Here is a 21,274-nt window from a genome sequence, read left to right as displayed (position 1 = left end):
CTGCGCCGGATCGTGATCCCGCAGGCGATGCGGGTGATCGTGCCGCCCACGGGCAACGAGGTCATCAACATGCTCAAGACGACCTCCCTCGTCTCGGCCGTGCAGTTCTACGAACTGTTCCGCTACGCCCAGGACATCGGCCAGAACTCCGGCGCACCGGTGGAAATGTTCTTCCTCGCCGCCGCCTGGTACCTGGTCCTGACGTCGGTCCTGAGTGTGGGGCAGTACTACCTGGAGCGTCACTACGCGCGCGGGTCGTCCCGCACGCTGCCGCCCACTCCGTGGCAGAAGGTCAAGAAGAACGTGCTGTCCCTGTCGAGCCGTAAGGGGGCCGTGGCATGACCGCGATGGTGAAGTCCGAAGGCGTCCACAAGTCGTTCGGTCAGGTCGAGGTCCTCAAGGGCATCGACCTGGAGGTCAAGGAGGGCGAGGTCTTCTGCCTCATCGGCCCCTCCGGCTCGGGCAAGTCGACGTTCCTGCGGTGCATCAACCACCTGGAACAGATCAACGCCGGCCGCCTCTACGTCGACGGTGACCTGGTCGGCTACCGGCAGAAGGGCGACAAGCTCTACGAGCTCAAGGACAGCGAGGTCGCCCTCAAGCGCCGTGACATCGGCATGGTGTTCCAGCGTTTCAACCTGTTCCCCCACATGACCGCCCTCGAGAACGTCATGGAGGCCCCGGTCCAGGTCAAGCGCCAGCCCAAGAGCGCGGCCCGCGAACGCGCGGCCCAGCTCCTGGAACGCGTGGGCCTCGGGGACAAGGCGGGGAACTATCCCTCGCAGCTGTCCGGCGGCCAGCAGCAGCGCGTCGCGATCGCCCGCGCGCTGGCCATGGACCCCAAGCTGATGCTGTTCGACGAGCCGACCTCGGCCCTGGACCCGGAGCTGGTCGGTGACGTCCTGGACGTCATGCGGGACCTGGCCGAGTCCGGCATGACCATGGTCGTGGTCACCCACGAGATGGGCTTCGCCCGCGAGGTCGGCGACAGCCTCGTCTTCATGGACGGCGGCGTCGTCGTCGAATCCGGCAACCCCCGTGACGTGCTGACCAACCCCCAGCACGAACGCACCAAGTCCTTCCTCTCGAAGGTCCTCTGAGCACCACCGGGGCTCGCTGAGCGCGACAGGTGAAAAGGGGGCGGTACGGGCCACAGGTCCGCACCGCCCCCCTTTCCTTTTAGGGGTGCGTTTTTACGTGTGCGTTTTTACGTGCGCACCCTGGGCCGCCGTGCCCGTCTGTCCGTCAAATGACGCATGTGCGGCTTCCGTGCGGCGTGGTCCCATGCCGCCATGAGCCAGCTGGAAACCATGGGCGGTGCGCCCTTCGACGAAGCCGCGATGCAGGCTGCCGCGCGCAAGCACCTCTGGATGCACTTCACCAAGATGTCGGCGTACGACGCCAAGGACGTGCCGATCATGGTGCGGGGCGAGGGCGCGTACGTCTGGGACTCCACGGGCAAGCGCTATCTCGACGCGCTCGCGGGGCTGTACGCGAACCAGGTCGGCCACGGCCGCGGCGAGATCGCCGAGGCGGCGGCGCGACAGACCAAGCAGCTCGGCTACATGCCGATCTGGTCGTTCGCGCACCCCAGCGCCATCGAACTGGCGGAGCGCATCGCCGGGTACGCGCCGGGCGACCTGAACCGGGTCTTCTTCACGACCGGCGGCGGCGAGGCCGTCGAGAGCGCCTGGAAGCTGGCCAAGCAGTACTTCAAGCTGACGGGCCGCCCCACCAAGCACAAGGTCATCTCGCGCTCGATCGCCTACCACGGCACCAGCCACGGCGCGCTGTCGATCACGGGCCTGGCCGGCATCAAGGCGCCGTACGAGCCGCTGGTGCCCAGCACGTTCCGGGTGCCGAACACGAACTTCTACCGCGCGCCGATCCACGACGACGACGTCAAGGCCTTCGGCCGCTGGGCCGCCGACCAGATCGCGGTCGCGATCGAGAACGAGGGCGCCGACACCGTGGCGGCCGTCATCCTCGAACCGGTGCAAAATTCCGGCGGCTGCTTCCCGCCGCCCCCCGGCTACTTCGAGCGCGTCCGCGAGATCTGCGACGAGTACGACGTGCTCATGATCAGCGACGAGGTGATCTGCGCGTTCGGCCGCCTCGGCCACATGTTCGGCGCCGAGCGCTACGGCTACGAGCCCGACATGATCACCTGCGCCAAGGGCATCACCTCCGGCTACGCGCCGCTGGGCGCCACCATCGTGAACGAGAAGGTCTTCGCGCCCTTCGCCAAGGGCGACAACACCTTCCTGCACGGCTACACCTTCGGCGGGCACCCCGTCGCGACGGCGATGGCCCTGGCCAACCTCGACATCTTCGAGCGCGAGGGCCTGAACGCGCACGTGCTCGCCAACGAGAACGCGTTCCGCAGCACACTGGAGAAGCTGGCGGATCTGCCGATCGTCGGCGACGTCCGCGGCGAGGGCTACTTCTACGGCATCGAGCTGGTGCCGGACAAGGAGAACAAGGGCCACTTCAAGGACAACGAGACCGAGCTGGAGATGCTCGACTTCGTGTCCCGCCGGCTCCTGGAGGCGGGCCTGTACTGCCGCGCCGACGGCCGCGGCGACCCGGTCGTCCAGGTCGCGCCGCCGCTGATCTGCGACCAGGAGCAGTTCGACGAGATGGAGCACATCCTCCGCTCGGTGCTGAGCGAGGCGTGCGAACGCCTCTGAGACCCAAGAGACCCCTCGACGTCCCGGGGCCGCGGACCGACAGGTACGAGGAAGGCATTTCCCATGTCGAACAATCCCATGTCGAACAAGTCCAATGAATACGAGTCGTACGTCTACCGCACGCTGCGCGACAAAGGCGTGGAGAAGGAACTCGCCTTTCCGCGCGAGGAGTTCGAGGGGCGGGTGGCCCGCGCCATCAAGACCGCCGGCGATCTCGGCCTGGACGCGCTGCTGCTGACCACGACGCCCACGATCGGCTATCTCACCGGCGCCGACACCTGTATGCCGCCGACCTATCTCGCGGCGCTGATCACCGCCGACGGCAACCTGACCGTGCAGTGCGCCGACCCGGAGGTCGGCACGATCCTGCGGCACAGCATCGTCGAGGACCTGGTGGTCTTCCCCTGGACCGATGTCAGCAGCGCGGCCGGCGCGCTCGCCCGGCTGCTGCGGTCACGCGGCCTCGCCTCGGCCCGGATCGGCATGGAGCTGTCCAGCCCCGACAACTTCGGCCCGAGCGGCGTGGACGTAGCCACGTATCAAGAGCTGACCGATTCGCTGCCGAACCTGTCGATCGTCGATGTGGCCGAGCGGGTCCTTGAACTGCGGCTGATCAAGTCCGACGCGGAGCTCACGAAGATGCGCGCCGCCGGCCGGATCAGTACGGAGGCCGCGCTGGCCGCGTTGCAGGTCGCGGGCGTCGGGGTGAGCGAGAACGCGGTGGCGGCGGAGGCCTACGCCTTCGCGACGAAGGCCGGCAGCAACGCGATGTCGATCGACCCGATCGTGGCGAGCGGCGAGCGCACGGGCCTGATGCCGCACCTGCCGTACCGCGACAACGTCCTCAGGGACGGCGATCCGGTCTTCCTGGAGATGACCGGCACCGTCTGGCGCTACAGCGCTCCGATCATGCGGACGGCCGTGGTCGGCAAGCCCTCGGCGCAGGTCCTCGCGCTGACGGACGCGACCCTTGAAGTGCTCGACATCCTGTTCGCCGAGATCAAGCCGGGTCGCACCGGCGACGACATCGCCCGGCTCGCGGCCCCGGTCTGGAAGAAGGTGCCCGACGCCTTCTTCCACGGCGGCTACGGCTATTCGATCGGCATGGGCTTCCAGCCGTCGTGGACCGAGAACGCGGTCTACATCGAACTCGGCGGTGAGCGGGTCCTTGAGCCGGGCATGACCTTCCATCTCGCGATCAACCCGTGGGTGCCGGGCGGTGAGGGCGTCGGCTTCAGCGAGAGCGTCGTCGTGACCGACAGCGGCTGCGAGCTGCTCACCCTCGGCACCGGCAGGGAACTGCTGCTGCGCTGAGCGCGCGGACGGGTGTGCCGCGTAAGGGCGTGGGCGGAGACCGGCAGGGGGTGAGAGCCCAGGCGCAGGCAGTTTTGCCGCGCCTGGGCTTTCGCCTTTCCCGGCAAGCGATCTTCACGTTTTGGCTGCCCGGATTTTTTCTGTCCTTTGGCACAGGAGGGCCGGACAACGTTCTTGCGTTTGTCTGATGACCGAGGTCACAGGCCCTCCCTAGCATCTGTTGAAACTTCGACGTCGAGCCATCTCGATGCATTCGAAAGGACCCCGCAGAATGAAGTTCGAAGAGCGTTTGCGGCAGGCCGGACTGAAGCCCGAGCTGCCTTTCCCGGTGGCCGAGTACGAGCGCCGCATCGCGGCGGTGCGCGAGCGGATGCGCGCCCGCGGCCTCGACCTCCTGATCGTCTCCAACACCTCGAACTGGACCTACCTCACCGGCTACGACAGCACCATGCCGTCGTGCTACGGCGTCGGTCTGCTCCCTCTCGAAGGCCGCCCGGCCACGCACACCGCGGAGCTCGAAGTCCCGTGCGTGCTCTACAACTCGATCGTCGACGACATCGCCGTCTACGACACGCAGAACGACACCTCGACCGCCGACCAGCTCGCCGACGTCCTCCTGGAGCGCGGCTACGGCGACAAGACCATCGGCGTCGAGATGGGCTACTCCGACACGTTCGCGATCGGCGCCTACGACACCAAGAGCTACATGACGCTCACGGGCCGGATGCCGAAGGCCACCTTCGTCGACACCACCGAGCTGGTCCTCGACGAGCGCGTCGTCAAGACCCCGGCCGAGCTGGACTACATGCGCCGCGCCGGCAAGCTGACCGCCCTCGGCATCGAGGCCTCCTTCGAGGCGACCCGCGCCGGAGCGACCGACAACGAGATCGTGGCCGCCGGTTACGCGGCGATGATCGCGGGCGGCAGCGAACTCCTGTCGATCGACGGCATGTGCATGGCGGGCCACCGTGCCGGGCTCGGCCCGCACATGCCCTTCAAGCGCACGAAGCTGCAGGACGGCGACACGATCTTCCTGGAGTACACCGGCACCTTCAACCGCTACAACGCCCCGACCCAGCGCGCCGCGGTCATCGGCAACCCGTCCCCGCAGGTGCGCCGCCTCGCGGACGCGAGCCTGGAGACGCTGAACCTGCTCATCGAGAACATCGGCCCCGGCCGCACCGGCGACGACATCGCCCAGGTCGCCAAGAAGGGCCTGCAGCCGGTGTGGGACGAGATCTGGTGGCACGAGGTCTACGGCTACTCCGTCGGGCTCGGTATGCAGCCGACGTGGACCGAGTCGCCCACCTACATCGCTCTGGGCGCCGAGCGCGAACTGCGTCCCGGCATGACCTTCCACCTGCCGATCTGCATCTTCACCGGCGGCCGCCACGGCGTCGGCTTCAGCGAGACCGTCACCGTGACCGAGGACGGGTGCGAGGTGCTCACCCCGGGCGCGCTGCGCGAGCTGGTCGTCCGATAACCCTCGCCCGACGGGCCCGGCACCGGCGGCCGGCCCGTCACCCAGTACATCTTTCGAGGAGCGTTATGAGCATTGACTCGGCCAGTTTGCCGCAGGATTCGCCCGACGTGACCGAAGAGGCCACCGAAGGGCGCCTGCGCGGCAGCCTCGGCATTCCGCACCTGATATTCACGCTGCTCGCCTACAACGGGCCGCTCATCGGCGCCGTCGCCTATCAGCCGATCGTCGTCGGCTACGGAAACGGAGTCGGCGCCCCGACGGCCTTCATCCTCGGTGGCGTTGTTCTGATGCTTTTCGCGCTCGGGTTCGTCGCGATGTCCAGCGGTATCGAACAGCCCGGCGGTTTCTATTCCTTCGTCGCGGCCGGTCTCGGCCGCCGCGCGGGTATGGGAGCGGCATTCGTCGCCATCGCCGGGTACTACGTGATCTCGGTGTCGAACTTCTCGTTCTTCGGCCTGTCGGTCAACGGACTTTTCGCCCGGTTCGGCTGGCACCAGGAACCCTGGTGGCTGTACGCGGTTCCGCTCCTGCTGTTCTGCGGCGTGCTCGGGTATTTCCGTATCGACGTGTCCGCGAAGGTGCTGTCGATCCTGCTGGTGGCCGAACTCGTGATCGTCGGGTTCTACGACGCGATGGTGGTCGTGAAGGGCGGAGCCCACGGACTCACCGCCAACTTCCTGCACCCGCAGTACGCCTTTTCCGGGTCACTGGGAGTCGCGCTCCTTTTCGCCGCGATGATGTACGGGGGATTCGAGGCGACCGTCGTGTTCCGGCACGAGGTCAAGGATCCCGACCGCAGTATTCCGAGAGCCACCTATATGTTCATCGTGGGTATCGGAATCTTCTACGCGTTCACCACCTGGGTGACCGTCGAGGGCCTGGGGGAGGGCAAGGCGAAGGCCGCCGCACTCGCGGATCCCAGCGGCTCCGTCCTCACCACGATGAACAAGTACGCCGGTCTCTTCACCGTCGACGCGACGTCCGTCCTGCTCAACACGAGCGTCATCGCCGCATCGCTGGCCCTCTACAACGTCCTGTCCCGGTACGTGTTCCGGCTCGCGGCGGACGGAGTGCTTCCCAGGTCGCTCGGAACGGCGCACCCGAGACATCACTCGCCGCACCGCGCTTCCGTCGCGACCGGTGCCACACTCATGGTGGGAGTGGTCGCCGCGGCATTGGTCGGAGTGGACGCGAATGCGTTCTACGCACAACTCGCCGGAATTTTCTCTTACGGCCTTTTCTTCCTGTTCGTACTCACGAACATCGCCGTACTGGTCTTTCTGAACCGTCCTCCGATGGTGCAGAAGTTCGGCGTCTGGCGAAGGCTGATCGCTCCGGTTCTCTCGCTCGCCGGACTGAGCGTCGTCCTCTATCTGGGACTCACGAACATCACCGTTCTGCTCCCGGTCAGCCAGACCGTCGGAACGTGTCTGATCGGCGGCCTGTACGTGCTGTTCGTCGCCGGATTCGTGTTCGCGCACTCGATCAAGAAGCGGCGGCCGGAGGTGTACGCACGGCTCGGGACGGGCTGACGGGAGCCCGGGCTGACGGGCTCACGGGCTCACGGGAAAGGGGAACGTCGTACTGCGGCGCCGGGTCCACCCGGCGCCGCAGTACGACGTTCCCCTTCGTTCTTTATGCCTACGCGAGCCCCGCGCGCCGGTGGCCCATGGCCGCGGCAGGGACGGCCGTGGTGAGCGTCGGCGTTCCCAGAACGCAGGCACCGCCCAGGCTGCGGTGGGCCGAGTGCCGCAGGAACTGGGCGACGCGGCGCGGGTCACGGGTTCCCGTCGACGCCCACGCCTGCGCGAACATCCGGACCTGGTCGTAGGCGGTCGTGGCGACGGGCCACACGGGCTCCTGGCCGAAACGGTGCCGGTAGCGCTCCAGGAACTCACGGGCGAGCGGGTCGTCCGAGCCGACGGGCTCCGTCGACCAGAGCACCCGCCCGACGATGTCGTCCAGGCCGGAGCGGCTCGGCACCGAGGCCGCGTGCAGGAAGTAGAGAAGGTGGTGCGAGCCGCCGGCCCGCAGCGTGCTCCGCAGTTCGACGCTGGTGTCGGTCACCAGGTGCGTGATCACAACCGCGCCCGGATCCATCGCGTCCACGCGACCGACGACCTCGCGCCAGTCCGGCGTACCGGACGGCACCTGGATCGGCTCGCCGAGTTCATAGCCGGCACCGGCCGCGCACTCCAGGAAGGCGGTGGCCGTCGTGTGGGCGCGCAGTGCCTCGGTCTCGACGAGGACGATGCGGCCGCCGCCGGGCGCCAGGCCCGAGCGCGCCGCGAGGTTCTCGAAGAGGCTCGCGAAGCCGCGTCCGTGGTGGCCCTCGGCCGGGTGGGTGCGAAGGACGTTCCAGAAGTGCGCCGGGTCGGCGTCGACCGCGCGGTCTTCGGGCGCGCGGGGCGCCAGATACGCGAACGGGCGGCCGTACTCGGCCACTTGCTCGAAGTCGAAGGGGTTGACCTGGCCCAGGTTCGTCGTGGTGATGGCGTCGACGCGCTGGTCGATCAGTTCCGCCATGCCCCGGCGTACGGACGAGGGGTCGAGGATGTCGACGTCGGCGACGACGTGCTGGACCGTGCGGCCGCCGATCCCGCCCCGGGCGTTGATCTCCTCGACGGCGATCGCCGAGCCTCGGGCGGCCTCGACTCCGTCAGCGGTGAGGGACCCGTACGACGCGGCGAGGGTGCCGATGCGGAAGGGGCGCTTTCCGGGGAAGGTCACGATCGTCGGGCGGTCGAGCGCGCGGTCGTGGTGTCCCGCGTGCCCGGACCGCTGCTCGACCTCGACCGGACCGATCGAGGTGAGGCCGGTGGCGCCGCCCGGGATGGGCAGCCGCAGCAGGCCCGCGTCCACGGCGAGCGCGGCGAGACCGCCGCGCCGGCTCTGCTCCAGCTTGAGCAGGAGCCGTTCCACCTGCGTGGACACCGTGCGTGTGCTCGTGCCGAGGCGCTCGGCGATCTGGCCGTTGGTGAGGCCGATCGCCAGCAACGTCAGGATGTCGATCTCGCGCGAGGTCACGCCGCCGGGCAGCTCGGTGGCCGCCCAGGACAGCACCGCCTCGTCGGAGCGCGGCTCCGGCCGCACCTGGCGCTCGATCTGCACGGCGAGCCACGCGTCACCCATGCGCCAGAGGAAGCGCACGTCGTCGCGGGCGGTCCGCAGGAAGCCGCGCGCGTACGCGACCAGCTCCCCGGGCGCGCCCGCGCGGCCCTCGTCGGACGCCGACACCACGATCTCGCCCTCGACGAGGGGCGGGCGCCTGACTCCGATCCTCGCCACCGTGGCGCCGGCCGGTACCTGCTTGCGTGCGATCTCCATGCTCCGCCTCGGGCCAGAGGGTTCGTGGTGCGGCCGCGTACCGACCCCGTCGGACGCGCCCGCCACTGCCGAAACTGTCGAATCACCACGCTAAACAGCAGGCGGGGGCAGGTCTTCAGACAAAAACCAGAAGCCCCGCCCACCCGGTTTCTTGCCTTTGACTGAAGACCCGCGCTTCGCCGTCCGCCTACGTTGGTGGCCGTTGAGAGGGGTACGAACCGTGAATCGTCTTGTGGTGATTACCGGAGCGGCCGGCGGCATCGGACAGGCCACCGCTCACGCATTCGCCGACCGTGGTCATCGCGTCGTCGGATGGGATCTGAAAAACCCGGGCGACACTGTTTTCACCAGTTTTGACGAAGTCGATGTCACCGACCAGGCAGCAATTCGTGAGGCTGCCGCACAGGTACGCGAGAACTTCGGTCCGGTGAGCACTTTGGTCGCGAACGCCGGTATCAATGTCGCCGGCGGATTGCTCGACACCTCGGAAGAGGATTACGAGAAGCTTTTCGCCGTGAATGTCGACGGCATTACCAAGACCTGCCGCGCATTCCTCCCGACGATGATCGAGGACGGCGGCGGCACCGTCGTCGTCACCGCGTCCGTCGGGGCGTTCATCGGCTTCGGCTCGAACGTCGTCTACACGATGACCAAGTCGGCGCTGATGGGCCTCGTGCGCGGCGTCGCGATCGACTACGGCCACCAGGGCATCCGGATCAACGCCGTGTGCCCCGGTCTGACCGAGACCGCGATGGGCCTGGAGACCCTCGACGCCAAGCCGGAACTGCGCACCACGTACGGCCTGCTCGGCCGGGCGGGCAAGCCGGCCGAGATCGCCGAGGCCATCCATTTCCTGGGCAGCGACGCCTCCAGCTATGTCCACGGCACCTCGCTCGTGGTGGACGGAGGCCACAGTGCCCGCTGACCCGACCGTCCGTGTCGCCGTTCTCGGCACCGGCTTCGGCCTCAGCCACCACGCGCAGGCCTGGGGCGACGCCGCGGCGGCACGCGTCGTCGCCATCTGCTCGGCCCGGCCCGGACGCGGTCAGGAAGCCGCCCGTTTCCTGCACGGAGTCGAGGGGTTCGACGACTGGCGGCGGATGCTCGACGAGGCACGGCCCGACGTACTGGTCATCGCGTCCCGGCCGGACGCACACGCCGAACCGGCGATCGCCGCACTCGGCCGAGGTATCCACGTCCTGTGCGAGAAGCCGCTGACCGGCGACCTCGAGGACGCGCTCCGCGTCCGGAAGGCCGCGGACGAGAGCACCGCGCTGTTCGCGATGGACTTCGAGTTCCGCTTCTCCGAGATCCGGCAGGCCGTGCGCCACGAGATCGCCGGAGGCGGCCTCGGGGACGTACGGAGCCTGGTCTGGACGGTGCGCTACCCGTCGTACGAACGGCTCGCCGCGCAGCCCCACGGGTGGCTCTGGGAGGAGTCGCACGGCGGCGGGATCGCCCGGGCCATCGGCTCGCACCTGCTCGACAGCCTCTTCTGGTTCGCGCCCTTCGCCTGGGAGACCGGGGGAACGCGCTGGTCGAGCATCGCGGAGCGGGCCGGCACCCCCAGCGCCGCCGACGACGCCTTCACCGTCACCGGCCGCGCGCCGGGCGGAGCGGGCTTCGCGGTCACGCTGACGCCCACGCACGGCGCCTTCGCCAGCGAACTCACCGTCGTCGGAACCCGGGCCACGCTCGTGATGGACGAGGCACGCGGCATCGCGCGCGTCCACCGCGGACCCGACGACGTACGGACCGTCCACCAGGGTCTGCCGAGCGGGCCGGGCACACCCGGCGACGACCTCCGCCCGCGCCTGGCCCGGCTGGTCGACCGGTTCCTGGACGGGGTCCGGGGCCGGCCCTGCGAAGACCTTCCCGGGATCGAGAACGGGATCAAGGTGCAGGAGGCGCTGGAGACCGTCACCTACCTCCACCCCACCCACGACACAGGCACTCCACCCCTGCCGTACGGCACTGCAATGAAGTCGGAGACCACGTGAGAACGGCAAAGATCGGTATTGATGTCGGCGGCACCTTCACGGACGTCGTCCTCCTCGACGAGGACGGCAACCTCAAGATCACGAAGGTCCCCTCGACGCCGAGCAACCCGTCGATCGGGCTGCTGAACGGCATCGACAGCATCCTGGAGCTGTCCGGCGCCTCGCTGAGCGAGGTCGAGTCCATCGTCCACGGCACGACGGTCGTGACGAACCTGCTCCTGGAGCGCAACGGCGCGCCCACGGCACTCCTCACGACGCAGGGCTTCCGCGATGTCCTGGAGATCGGCCGCCAGAAGCGGGCCAAGCTGTACGACCTGTTCCAGGACAAGCCCCAGGTGCTCGTGCCCGGCCGCTGGCGCTGGGAGGTGACCGAGCGGATCTCCGCGAACGGCGACGTCGTCACGCGTCTCGACGAGGAGGCAGTCCTCGCCCACGCCCGGCGGGCCGTGGAGGAGGGCATCGAGTCGATCGCGGTCGTCTTCCTGCACTCCTACGTGAACCCCCAACACGAGCGCCGGGCCGCCGAGTTGATCCGCTCGGTCAGCCCGGACCTGCACGTCTCGCTCTCCTGCGACGTGAACCCGGAGTTCCGTGAGTTCGAGCGATCCAGCACGACCGTGGCCAACGCCTACGCGATGCCGCGCGTCGCCCGTTACATGACGGACGTACGCGTCGGACTCGCGGCACGCGACGACAACCCCGGGTTCATGGTGATGCAGTCCAACGGCGGCGTCACCCACCCCGAGCTGGTCGCCGAACGCCCGGTCAACAGCGCGCTCTCCGGCCCCAGCGGCGGAGTCATCGGCAGCGCCTTCGCGGCCGGTCTCGCGGGCATCTCGAACGTGATCACCATGGACATGGGCGGCACTTCCTGCGACGTCGCGGTCATCCTCGACGGCCGGCCGCGCATGACCACCGAGGGCGAGATCGACGGGCGGCCCCTGCGTACGCAGATGGTCGACATGCACACCGTCGGCGCGGGCGGCGGCTCCATCGGCTGGGTCGACTCCGGCGGCGCGCTCCGCGTCGGTCCGGCCAGCGCAGGCGCCGACCCGGGCCCCGCCTGCTACGGCCGCGGCGGCACCCTCGCCACGGTCACCGACGCCAACCTGGTGCTCGGCCGCATCGACCCGGCCACCTTCCTCGGCGGACGGATGCGCCTCGACGCCGCCGCGGCCGAGGAAGCGGTGGCCGCGCTGGCCGCCGAGGCCGGGCTGACCGTCGAGGAGACCGCGGCCGGCATCGTCCGTATCGCCGAGTCGAACATGATGAACGCCGTCCGGCTCGTCTCGCTCCAACGGGGCTACGACCCGCGCGACTTCGTCCTCATGGCCTTCGGCGGGGCAGGACCGCTGCACGCCGCCGCGATGGCACGCGAACTCCGCGTCCCGCGCGTCCTCGTACCGCTCGGCTCGTCGGCGCTCTCCGCGCTCGGCTGCCTCGTCGCCGACATCCGGCACGACTACACCAGCACCCGTCGCGTCTCCGCCTCGGCGGTCGACCCGGCCGACATCATGCACGCCTTCAGCGACCTGGAGGCCACCGGCAACGACGACCTCGACCGCGAGGGCGTGGCCCGCGAAGGCCGCGACATGGTCCGCCGCGCGGACATGCGGTACGAGGGCCAGGCCTACGAACTCACGGTGCCCTTCCCGGCCGGAGCGGTCGACCACGCGTCGATCCAGACAGCGGTCGCCGCGTTCCACAAGGAGCACGAGCGGACCTACGGCCACAGCGCCGAGGGCGAGCCCGTCGAGTTCGTGAACCTGCGGGTCACGGCCGTCGCACCCGGCACGAGCCTCCAGATCAACGAAGTGACGGGCGCCGCCGAGCCGGAGAGCCAGGCCTACCTCGGCTCCCGTCCGGCCACCTTCCCCGACGGCGCCGGCAAGGTCGACGTGTGGAAGCGCGAGCACCTGCGCGGCGGCAACGTCATCGAGGGCCCCGCCCTCGTGGAGGCCGAGGACACCTCGATCCTGCTCCTCTCCGGCGACCGCATGGTGGCCGACGGCTACGGAAACCTGATCATCGACATCAACGTGGAAGGACTCTCCAGTGGCGACGCCTGACCTTGTGACGACCGAGGTCGTCCATGCCTCCCTCGTGTCCATCGCCGAGGAGATGATGGCGACGCTCCAGCGTTCCGCCTACTCCGTGGTGATCCGTGAGGCGGCCGACTGCTCGGCGGCGCTCTACGACGCGACCGGCCAGCTCATCGCGCAGTCCGAGTCGATCCCGGCCCACCTGGGCTTCGCGGGCGGCGCCCTGCGCGAGACGCTGCGCACCAAGTTCCCGCTGGAGAAGCTGCGGCCCGGCGACGCGATCATCTTCAACGACCCGTACGCAGGCGGCAGTCACCTCCCCGACGTCGCGCTCTTCAGCCCCGTCTTCGTCGACGGCGTCGCCATCGCCTTCTCGGTGACCGTCGCCCACCACCTCGACGTCGGCGGCCGCGCGCCCGGCTCGATCGGCAACGACGTCACGGACATCTTCCAGGAGGGCGTACGCCTCTCGCCGACGATGTTCTACCGCGACGGCGAGATCAACGAGACCCTCGAAGACCTCCTGCGCACCAACACGCGTCAGCCCGAACGCCTCCTCGGCGACCTGCGCGCCCAGCTCGCCGCCAACAAGACCGGCGTCCGCCGCCTCGAAGAGCTGTGCGCCCGGCACGGCGTCGACACCGTGCTCCAGGTCGCCGAGGACCGCCTCGACTACACCGAGCGCCGGCTCCGCAGCTGCATCCAGGAGATTCCGGACGGCCGCTACTTCGCCGAGGGCTTCCTCGACGAGGACGGCGTCGACCGCGACAAGAAGGTCTGGATCCGCTGCACCGTGATCGTCGACGGCAGCGACATGGTCTACGACTTCGAGGGCTCGTCCCAGCAGTGCCGTGGCCCGTTCAACGCGGTCCCGGCGGCGATCGGCGCAGCCGCGTACCTGATCACCAAGTGCGTCACCGACCCGGACATCCCGCAGAACGAAGGCGCCTTCCGGCCGGTGAAGATCAAGGCGCCCAAGGGCTCGGTCGTGAACCCCGAGTTCCCGGCTCCCTGCGGCGCCCGCCACTACACCGTGATGCGTACGGCCGACGTCCTGCTCTCGGCGATGGCGAAGGCGCTGCCGGGCCGCATCCCGGCGCAGTCGAACGCGCACACCACGGCGATGTCGATCTCGGGCGTCAACCCGCACACCTGCCGCTACGGCGTGTACTTCGACCTGCTCGGCGGCCCCATGGGCGCCCGCCCGAACAAGGACGGCCTGGACGCGGTCGACGACTACGTCGGCAACGTGATGAACGTGCCGGTCGAGGCCGCCGAGCTGGAGTACCCGCTGGAGTTCGGCGAGTACTCGCTGCTGCCGGACTCCGGCGGCGCCGGCCAGTTCCGCGGCGGCCTCGCCTTCCGCCGCTCGTACCGAGTCACCGCGCCCGACCAGAGCCTCACCCTGCGCTCCGACGGCGAGGAGCACCGACCGCAGGGCCTCTTCGGCGGCGGCAGCGGCACCCCGGGCCGCAAGGCGCTCACCCGCGACGGCGAGCAGGCGCCGCTCTACCAGAAGATCACCGGAATGCTCCTGGAACAGGGCGACGTGATCACGATCGACACCCCAGGCTCAGGCGGCTACGGCGACCCGCTCCTTCGGCCCGCCGAGATGGTGCTGATGGACGTCGCCGACGGTCGTGTCAGCATCGACAGCGCGTGGGAGCTGTACGGAGTGCGGCTCGACCCCGAGGGCAAGCACATCGTCGAGTACTCGGAGCAGCGCAAGGCGGCCCGTCATGAGTGAGTTCCGCGTCCTGTTCACCGACCGCAAGCATCCCGATCTCGACATCGAGCGCGAGGTGCTGAAGGGGATCGACGCGACCGTCGTCGACGCGACCGACGAGGGCCCGGACTTCCTGGAGCGCGAACTCCCGCTCGCCGACGCCGTCTGCAACCAGTACGCGGTCCTCGACCGGGCGCGCATCGAGCAGATGAAGCAGGCCTGCGTCATCTCGCACTACGGCATCGGCGTGAACCGGATCGACGTCGACGCGGCGACCGACCGGCAGATCTGGGTGGCGAACGCCCCCGACTACTGCACCGAGGAAGTGGCGACGCACTCGCTCGCCCTGATCCTCAACCTCGAACGCGGCATCGTCGAGTACGACCGGCTCTACCGCGGCGGCACCTGGACCTACGACCTCGGCCGGCCGCTCCACCGCATCAGCGGCCGCACCCTCGGCCTGCTCGGCCTCGGCCGCATCGCCCGCAAGCTGGCCCAGTACGCGACCGCGCTCGGCTACCGGGTACGCGCCTACGACCCGGTCCTGCCCGACGAGGACTTCGCGCGGACCGGCGTCGAACGCGCCGCCACGGTGATCGACCTGGTCGCCTCGGCCGACGTCATCTCCGTGCACACGCCGCTCACCGACGCGACCCGCAACATGATCAACGCGGACGTGCTGGCCCACGCCAAGCCCGGCCTGCGCGTGGTGAACGCGAGCCGCGGAGCCGTCATCGACGAGACCGCCCTGCGCGCGGCGCTGGAAGAGGGACGGGCCGTCGCGGCGCTCGACGTCATCGCCTCCGAACCGCCGTCGATGGACGACCCGATCTTCGCCACCCCGGGCACGACCGTGACGCCCCACGCGGCCTTCTACTCCGAGGAGGCCTACGAGGAACTGCGCCGCACCGTGGCGGAGAACGTCGTGAATGTCTTCCACACCGGGCGCCCCCTTCACTCCGTGAACTCCGTATCTATATCGCGAGGAATCCATGTATAGTGCCCGCACTTTGCTCTCTGATCTTGGTTACGCCAAGGGCGACGCCTATGACCTGCCGAGCAGTGAGAAGCGCTTCCCGGACGGCGCGCAGTACCGGTTCGAACTGGCCAGCATCGAGGGCCCGGCAGCCATCGAGGCCGCCCTCGAGGAGTCGTCGCGCCGGGGGCTCGACGTCCACCGCCTGAGCCAGGGTTCGGGCATCCAGATGTCCACCGACGAGGAGTTCGAGCGGATGCTCAGCGCGACCCGCAGCGCGGGCGTCGAACTCTCCGCCTTCCCTGGCCCCCGCGGCACCTGGGGCGCGACCCCGACGCCGACCACGATCGCCGGCCACAACCTCGCCCACCAGTCCGAGGGCATGGACCGCCTGCGGCACCTGCTCGACGACGTCGCCCGCGGCCTCAGCCTCGGTGTGCGCGGCCTGACGATCGCCGACCGGGGCGCCATCCGCATCCTCAACGAGGCCCGCACGCGCGGCATCGTGCCGTCGGACCTGGTCATCAAGGCCTCGGCGCTCGCGGGCCTCGGAGCCAACCCGGTCTCGGCCCAGGAGGCCGTTGACCTGGGCGTAGACTCACTGAATGTGCCATCGGCACTGACCCTGCCCCAGCTCGCCGCCATCCGGAAGCGGATCGACATCCCGATCGACATCTACGTCGAGGCGCCGGACTCCTTCGGTGGTTTCGTGCGGACCTACGACGTCCCCGAGATCATCCGAGTGGCGGCCCCGGTCTACATCAAGATCGGCATCCGCAACAGCCCGGAGCTGTACCCGGCCGGCCGGCACCTGGAGCAGGAGACGGTCCTGCTGGCCGAGGAGAAGGTGCACCGTATGCAGACCGTTCGCCAGGTCATCGAGCGTTTCTACCCCGAGGCGGTCGCCTCGGCGCGAGGGGCCAAGGGCCTCGGAGTGGCCGCGGCGGCGGTCTGAGTGACGATCAACGGTATGGCGGGTGAGGCCCCCGCGAGCGGAGCCGTCACCCGCCGTACCCGGACGGAAGAGTGCTGATGCGGCTAGGTGACCTGCTCTCCCATCGCGAGCTCAAGCTCGAGCAGCTGACCGGCGGACCCGAGTCCCGCCAGCTGCCGATCTGGTGGGTGCACTACGGCGACTATCCGACCGCCGCCGAGTGGATCTCCGACGGCGAGGTGCTGCTGACCTCGGGCTACGCGGTCGGCGACCTGGACGACGACGCCGCCGAGTCGACCGTCACGGCCCTGGTCGCCGCCGGCTGCACCGCCCTCGGCTACGCCGTCGGACCCGAGCACACGAAGGTCCCGGCGGCCCTGCTGCACGCGGCGGAGATCCACGACCTGGCCATCTTCGTCGTGCCGTTCGAAGTACCCCTGATTGCGCTGACCCGCTACGTCTTCGACACTCTCTACAAGGAGAAGTACGCCGCGCTCTACCAGGCGATCACCATGAGCCGGCGGCTCCTCCCGGTCGTCACGAACGAGCGCGACCCCCGCACCGTCGTCTCGATCATCGGCACGGCCCTCGGCCGCGCCCGCATCGCCGCCTTCGACTACTACGGAACGCTGATCGGCTTCGCAGGCCTCCAGGAGGTCGACGCGCGCTCCCTGTGGAGCCACGCCCGCTCGGCGGGCATCCCACGCGTGTCGATCACCTTCAAGTCCGACGGCGACAGCATCACCGTCGTACCCATCCCGGGCACTCGCGAAGTGGTCGCCTACCTCATCGTCGCCACGAGCGAACCCATGGACGAACGGCAGACGCTGCTCGTCGAGCAGGCGGTCACCGCGCTGAGCCTCACGGTCTCCAGCCTGGAGAGCGTACGGGTGCGGCGCCGGGCCGACGCCGATCAGCTGTTCCAGGAGGCGGCGGCCGGGCCCGTCGACCTCCAGCTGATCAGGGACCGCTTCGAGGGCACCGCCCCCGACGAGATCGACCGCTACGTCGTCCTCGCCTGCCGGGCTGAGTCACCGAGCGAGGAGATACGAGAGTCACTGCTCGCCCGGGTCGAGGACAGCGTGGCCCGCGCCAGCGAGGCCTTCCTCGCCACCTGGTCCGAGGGCCTCGTCCTCGTACTGGCCCTCAACCCGCAGGGCAACATCGGCGAGCGCGTCTGGGCGGACCTCAAGACCATCGGCATCGCCACGGTGCTCGGCACCAGCCAGCTCCGCACCGGCATCGAGCACCTCCGCGAGGCCCTCTACGAGGCACGTTCCTCGGCCGCGACCGGACGCGTCGGGGTCAACGAACCCGGCGGCGCCGCGCTCGACCTGCTCCTCCAGCACCTCGTCGACGCCAAGAGCGTCGACAGCTACCTCGACCGCGTGCTCGGCAACCTCATGTGCGCGGACAAGAACCACGCCCTGCTCCAGACCCTCCAGGTCTACCTCGACAACGGCAGCCGCCCAGGCCCGACGGCCGGTGAGCTGCACATCCACCGCCAGACCCTGGCGTACCGGCTCGACCGCATCCAGCAGCTCACCGGCCGCAGCCTCAAGGACGGCTCGGACCTCCTCGAGGTACAACTCGCCCTGCGCCTGCGGCAGTTCCGCAGCCGCGACGAGTTGTGACCAGGCCTGACGCACCGTCATAAGCCCTGACGCACCGTCATGAGCCTTCATATCTGCCCAACCTTCACACCAGCCAAGGAGGTCGACGATGACCACAGTCGTCGCGGATTCGGCGCGCCTCGGCGCGGACGCCGCCCCGGAAGGCGGCACCTTCATCGACGGGCGCTACCGGCCCGCACTGTCCGGCGAGGTCTTCACACGGATCAGCCCCGTGGACGGAAAGCCCCTCGCTGCGGTCGCCGCCTGCACCACGGAAGACGTCGACCTCGCCGTCGCGTCGGCCCGGCGGGCGTTCGAGGACGGCCGCTGGTCACGGGCCGCGCCGCGCGAACGCAAAGCCGTCATGATGCGCTTCGTCGCCCGCATCCGCGAGCAGCGCTCCGAGCTGGCGATGATCATGACCGCAGACTCGGGCAAGCCGATCTCGGCCGCGCTCGCCGAGGTCGACGACGCGGCGGGGGTCCTGGAGTTCTACGCCGAGGCGATCGACAAGCTCGCCGGCGAGGTGATGCCGACCCCGGACAGCGAACTCGCCCTCGTCACAAGGGAGGCGATCGGCGTCGTCGGCGCGGTGGTGCCGTGGAACTTCCCGCTGGGGATGCCCATCTGGAAGATCGCGCCGGCCCTCGCGACGGGCAACTCCGTGATCGTGAAGCCCGCCGAGCAGGCGCCCCTCGTCGTCTGCGCCCTGGCCCGGCTCGCCACCGAAGCCGGCCTTCCCGACGGCGTGCTCAACGTCGTCACCGGATTCGGCGAGACCGCCGGTGCCGCCCTCGGCCTGCACATGGACGTCGACAAGATCTCCTTCACCGGCTCCACCGAGGTCGGCAAGATGTTCCTCGGCTACTCGGCCCGCTCCAACATGAAGGTGGTCGCCCTGGAGTGCGGAGGCAAGTCGGCCAACGTCGTGCTCGCCGACGCCCCCGACCTCGACCGCGCAGCCCAAGAGGCCGCCCAGGGCGCGTACTTCAACCAGGGCGAGGTCTGCAGCGCCGGCACCCGGCTCGTGGTCGAGGCGCCGATCGCCGAGGAGTTCACCGCCCGCGTGATCGAGGCGACGCGGGAGTGGCAGCCCGGTGATCCCTTCGACCCGGCGACCCAGATGGGCGCGCTGATCGACGCCGGCCATCTCGACCGGGTGGCGGGCTATGTCCGTGCCGGCGAGGAGGAGGGCGCGCGGGTGGTCGCTGGCGGGGAGCGGGCGCGGGTCGAGACCGGCGGTTCGTACTTCCGGCCCACCGTGCTTGCGGGCGTGCACAACGAGATGCGGGTCGCGCGCGAGGAGATCTTCGGGCCCGTGCTCTCGGTGATCTCCGTCGAGGACGCCGTCGAGGCGGTGCGGGTCGCGAACGACTCGGTCTACGGTCTCGCCGCCGCAGTCTGGACCCGCGACGTCAGCCGGGCCCACCGGATCGCCCGCCGCCTGCGTGCGGGCACGGTCTGGGTGAACTGCTACAACCGCGGTGACGTGAACGTGCCGTTCGGCGGCTTCAAGCAGTCCGGCTTCGGACGCGACAAGTCGCTGCACGCGATCGAGCAGTACACCCAGCTCAAGACGTCGTGGTTCCACCTGGACGACTGAGGGGCCATCGCCGTGGACGCACTGTTCGTGGCAACCCCACGGCCTACTGACGGCTCACGGTGCGAGTGATGCCCGTGGCGACGGTCGTGGCGAGGACCCAGCCGGTGATGATCAGGAGGTAGGAGAGGCCCTGGTACCAGCCCGTGGGGGAGAAGGCGCTCTCCTGGCCGAAGTCGATGATGGGGAGGAGCAGGTCGAGCGCGTAGAAGACGGGGTTGAACTCGGGGGCCTCGTCGGGCTTGAGGGGGCTTGGATGGTGCAGGGCGAACGCGATCGAGCCGATGGCCAGGAGTGAGGCGAGCCAGGCGGCGGCGCGCATCGGGCGGAAGCCGTAGCCGACGGTGGCGTCCTGGAGGTGACCCCACAGCCGGGCGTAGGTCGGGAGCGTCGAGCGGTGGCGGCGCTGCTTGGCGAGCTGGACGGAGCGGGCCGCGTCCGCGTCGCCGGTCCGCAGATAGGAGGCGGTCAACTGCTCGTAGGCGAACGGGACATAGCCTGCCTCGTCCCGTTGCAGCATCGGCAGGCGTTTCTCGGCGGGTTCGTGCGGGGCGAGGGTGCTGTAGGTCAGCCCGTCCAGTTTGACCGCGCGGGGAACGGTCTCGGGGGCGACGTGGAGCAGGTCGAGCCGGGCGCCACGCAGGTTGAGCTTGCCTCGCAGAGGCTGGGCGTCGCGCAGCCACAGCTCGCCGATCGTCGCGTTGCTGGCGCGCAGGGCGATGCCTTCGGGGTCGGCGAGGTCGGCGTACGCGAGGTTGAGCTGGCCGGGTATGCGGGCGCCGCGCAGATTCAGGCGGCCACGTGTCTGGAGCCGCATTCCGCGCAGGTCCGAACCGACCGTGAGGTTCTCGGCGTCGAGGGCGTTGCCTGCGCCGTCGTGCAGCCGGGCGTCATCGAGATCGACGGTCCCGGCGACCGTCGCACCGGCCAGCCGCACCTGCGCGTGAGTGGCGAGCCCGCGGCCGTAGATGTCACCTTCGATGACGGAGTGGTTCAGCTGGAGGGCGGGTTCGTCGAGGTCTGCGGCGCCGCCGAGCTTCGCGCCGTCGAGGAAGAACGCACCGGCGACACGCGCCCCGCCGAGCCGGACGGCGCCGGGGATGCGGCACCCGGAGATCCGCAGAACGCCGTCGATCCGTACGGTGGCGGCGTGCAGGTCGGGCATGGTGGAGTTGGGGAGTTCGAGCTGACGGATCTGGGCCCCGTAGAAGTTCGGAGCCTTGTCGAACACGCAGTCCTCCAGGTGCACCGGGAAGTCGATCGTGCTGTAGCCGAGGTACAGGTGTCCGGTGATCCGGGCCCCGGCCACCCACAGCTCGCGGGTGTGCCCTTGCTCCTGGTCACCGCGAAGGAGGAGCCTTCGGAGCACGGATGCCCTCAAAGTCCGCTCTGGGACGGGTACTTCGGGGTCCTCCGGTAGATCCCCGTACTCCTCGACGAAGTCGACCCCCTCCCCCCGGGGAAACCCCTCCCAGACCCGCCGCTCGGCCGCTGTCAGATTGTTGATCTCCACGGCGACGACTCTGGCCGCAGGCCGGAAGGGGTGTCAACCGGCGCTTGCCGGGAGGT

At 69.4% G+C, this 21,274-nt stretch carries 16 protein-coding genes; 14 read left to right on the top strand and 2 right to left on the bottom strand.

Going from position 1 to position 21,274, the window contains the following annotated elements; translation table 11 throughout:
* The 6 genes from ABZ893_RS33355 to ABZ893_RS33330 form a co-directional block, all read left to right on the top strand.
* On the top strand, positions 1-342 hold a 342-nt coding region (locus ABZ893_RS33355; protein WP_361411558.1), incomplete at its 5' end, for an ABC transporter permease subunit.
* Positions 339-1,100, top strand: a complete 762-nt coding sequence (locus ABZ893_RS33350) for an amino acid ABC transporter ATP-binding protein (RefSeq protein WP_361411556.1) — start codon at positions 339-341, stop codon at positions 1,098-1,100. The genes ABZ893_RS33355 and ABZ893_RS33350, both read left to right, overlap by 4 nt.
* Positions 1,101-1,340: 240 nt before the next feature.
* The gene (locus ABZ893_RS33345; protein WP_361411566.1) at positions 1,341-2,690 is read left to right on the top strand and encodes an aspartate aminotransferase family protein; all 1,350 of its coding nucleotides are present in this window, start codon (positions 1,341-1,343) and stop codon (positions 2,688-2,690) included.
* A gap of 63 nt (positions 2,691-2,753) precedes the next feature.
* Positions 2,754-4,004: a Xaa-Pro peptidase family protein gene (locus ABZ893_RS33340; protein ID WP_361411554.1), complete on the top strand. Its 1,251-nt coding sequence runs from the start codon at positions 2,754-2,756 to the stop codon at positions 4,002-4,004.
* Between the two features lie 271 nt (positions 4,005-4,275).
* A complete protein-coding gene (locus ABZ893_RS33335) occupies positions 4,276-5,487 on the top strand; it encodes a Xaa-Pro peptidase family protein (protein ID WP_361411552.1) in 1,212 nt (403 codons plus the stop codon).
* A 107-nt stretch (positions 5,488-5,594) separates the two neighbouring features.
* Positions 5,595-7,019, top strand: a complete 1,425-nt coding sequence (locus tag ABZ893_RS33330; protein WP_361411550.1) for an APC family permease — start codon at positions 5,595-5,597, stop codon at positions 7,017-7,019.
* 109 nt (positions 7,020-7,128) lie between these two features.
* Here the strand turns inward: ABZ893_RS33330 and ABZ893_RS33325 are convergent, their stop codons facing one another.
* Entirely contained in the window at positions 7,129-8,814 is a 1,686-nt protein-coding gene (locus tag ABZ893_RS33325; protein ID WP_361411548.1) for an ABC transporter substrate-binding protein, read from the bottom strand.
* Between the two features lie 220 nt (positions 8,815-9,034).
* Here ABZ893_RS33325 and ABZ893_RS33320 point away from each other — a divergent pair, with 220 nt between their 5' ends.
* The 8 genes from ABZ893_RS33320 to ABZ893_RS33285 all read left to right on the top strand — a co-directional run bounded on the left by ABZ893_RS33320 (position 9,035) and on the right by ABZ893_RS33285 (position 19,708).
* Positions 9,035-9,739, top strand: a complete 705-nt coding sequence (locus ABZ893_RS33320; protein ID WP_361411546.1) for an SDR family oxidoreductase — start codon at positions 9,035-9,037, stop codon at positions 9,737-9,739.
* Entirely contained in the window at positions 9,729-10,814 is a 1,086-nt protein-coding gene (locus ABZ893_RS33315) for a Gfo/Idh/MocA family oxidoreductase (protein ID WP_361411544.1), read from the top strand. The genes ABZ893_RS33320 and ABZ893_RS33315 overlap by 11 nt, the downstream gene beginning before the upstream one ends.
* On the top strand, positions 10,811-12,883 hold the full coding sequence (locus ABZ893_RS33310) for a hydantoinase/oxoprolinase family protein (protein ID WP_361411542.1): 2,073 nt from the start codon (positions 10,811-10,813) through the stop codon (positions 12,881-12,883). Before ABZ893_RS33315 ends, ABZ893_RS33310 begins: the two co-directional genes overlap by 4 nt.
* Positions 12,870-14,603 (top strand): hydantoinase B/oxoprolinase family protein, encoded by a 1,734-nt coding sequence (locus tag ABZ893_RS33305; RefSeq protein WP_361411540.1) that lies wholly within the window; start codon positions 12,870-12,872, stop codon positions 14,601-14,603. The genes ABZ893_RS33310 and ABZ893_RS33305 overlap by 14 nt, the downstream gene beginning before the upstream one ends.
* Entirely contained in the window at positions 14,596-15,582 is a 987-nt protein-coding gene (locus ABZ893_RS33300; protein ID WP_361411538.1) for a C-terminal binding protein, read from the top strand. Before ABZ893_RS33305 ends, ABZ893_RS33300 begins: the two co-directional genes overlap by 8 nt.
* A gap of 10 nt (positions 15,583-15,592) precedes the next feature.
* Complete coding sequence (locus ABZ893_RS33295; RefSeq protein WP_361411536.1) at positions 15,593-16,513, top strand: hypothetical protein; 921 nt, start codon at positions 15,593-15,595, stop codon at positions 16,511-16,513.
* A 77-nt stretch (positions 16,514-16,590) separates the two neighbouring features.
* The gene (locus tag ABZ893_RS33290; RefSeq protein ID WP_361411534.1) at positions 16,591-18,126 is read left to right on the top strand and encodes a helix-turn-helix domain-containing protein; all 1,536 of its coding nucleotides are present in this window, start codon (positions 16,591-16,593) and stop codon (positions 18,124-18,126) included.
* An 88-nt stretch (positions 18,127-18,214) separates the two neighbouring features.
* Positions 18,215-19,708, top strand: a complete 1,494-nt coding sequence (locus ABZ893_RS33285) for an aldehyde dehydrogenase (protein ID WP_361411532.1) — start codon at positions 18,215-18,217, stop codon at positions 19,706-19,708.
* A 43-nt stretch (positions 19,709-19,751) separates the two neighbouring features.
* On the opposite strand, the gene ABZ893_RS33280 is transcribed toward ABZ893_RS33285, so the two are convergent.
* Positions 19,752-21,218 carry a membrane-associated oxidoreductase gene (locus ABZ893_RS33280; RefSeq protein WP_361411530.1) on the bottom strand — a complete coding sequence of 489 codons (1,467 nt, stop codon included), beginning with the start codon at positions 21,216-21,218 and terminating at the stop codon, positions 19,752-19,754.
* Positions 21,219-21,274: the final 56 nt, after the last annotated feature.

Origin of the sequence: Streptomyces sp. NPDC046821 (assembly GCF_040645335.1) — a bacterium.
In the GTDB taxonomy this organism is placed as follows: domain Bacteria; phylum Actinomycetota; class Actinomycetes; order Streptomycetales; family Streptomycetaceae; genus Streptomyces.
The sequence above is the reverse complement of the archived record's forward strand: the minus strand, read 5'-3'. Positions and strand labels throughout refer to the sequence as shown.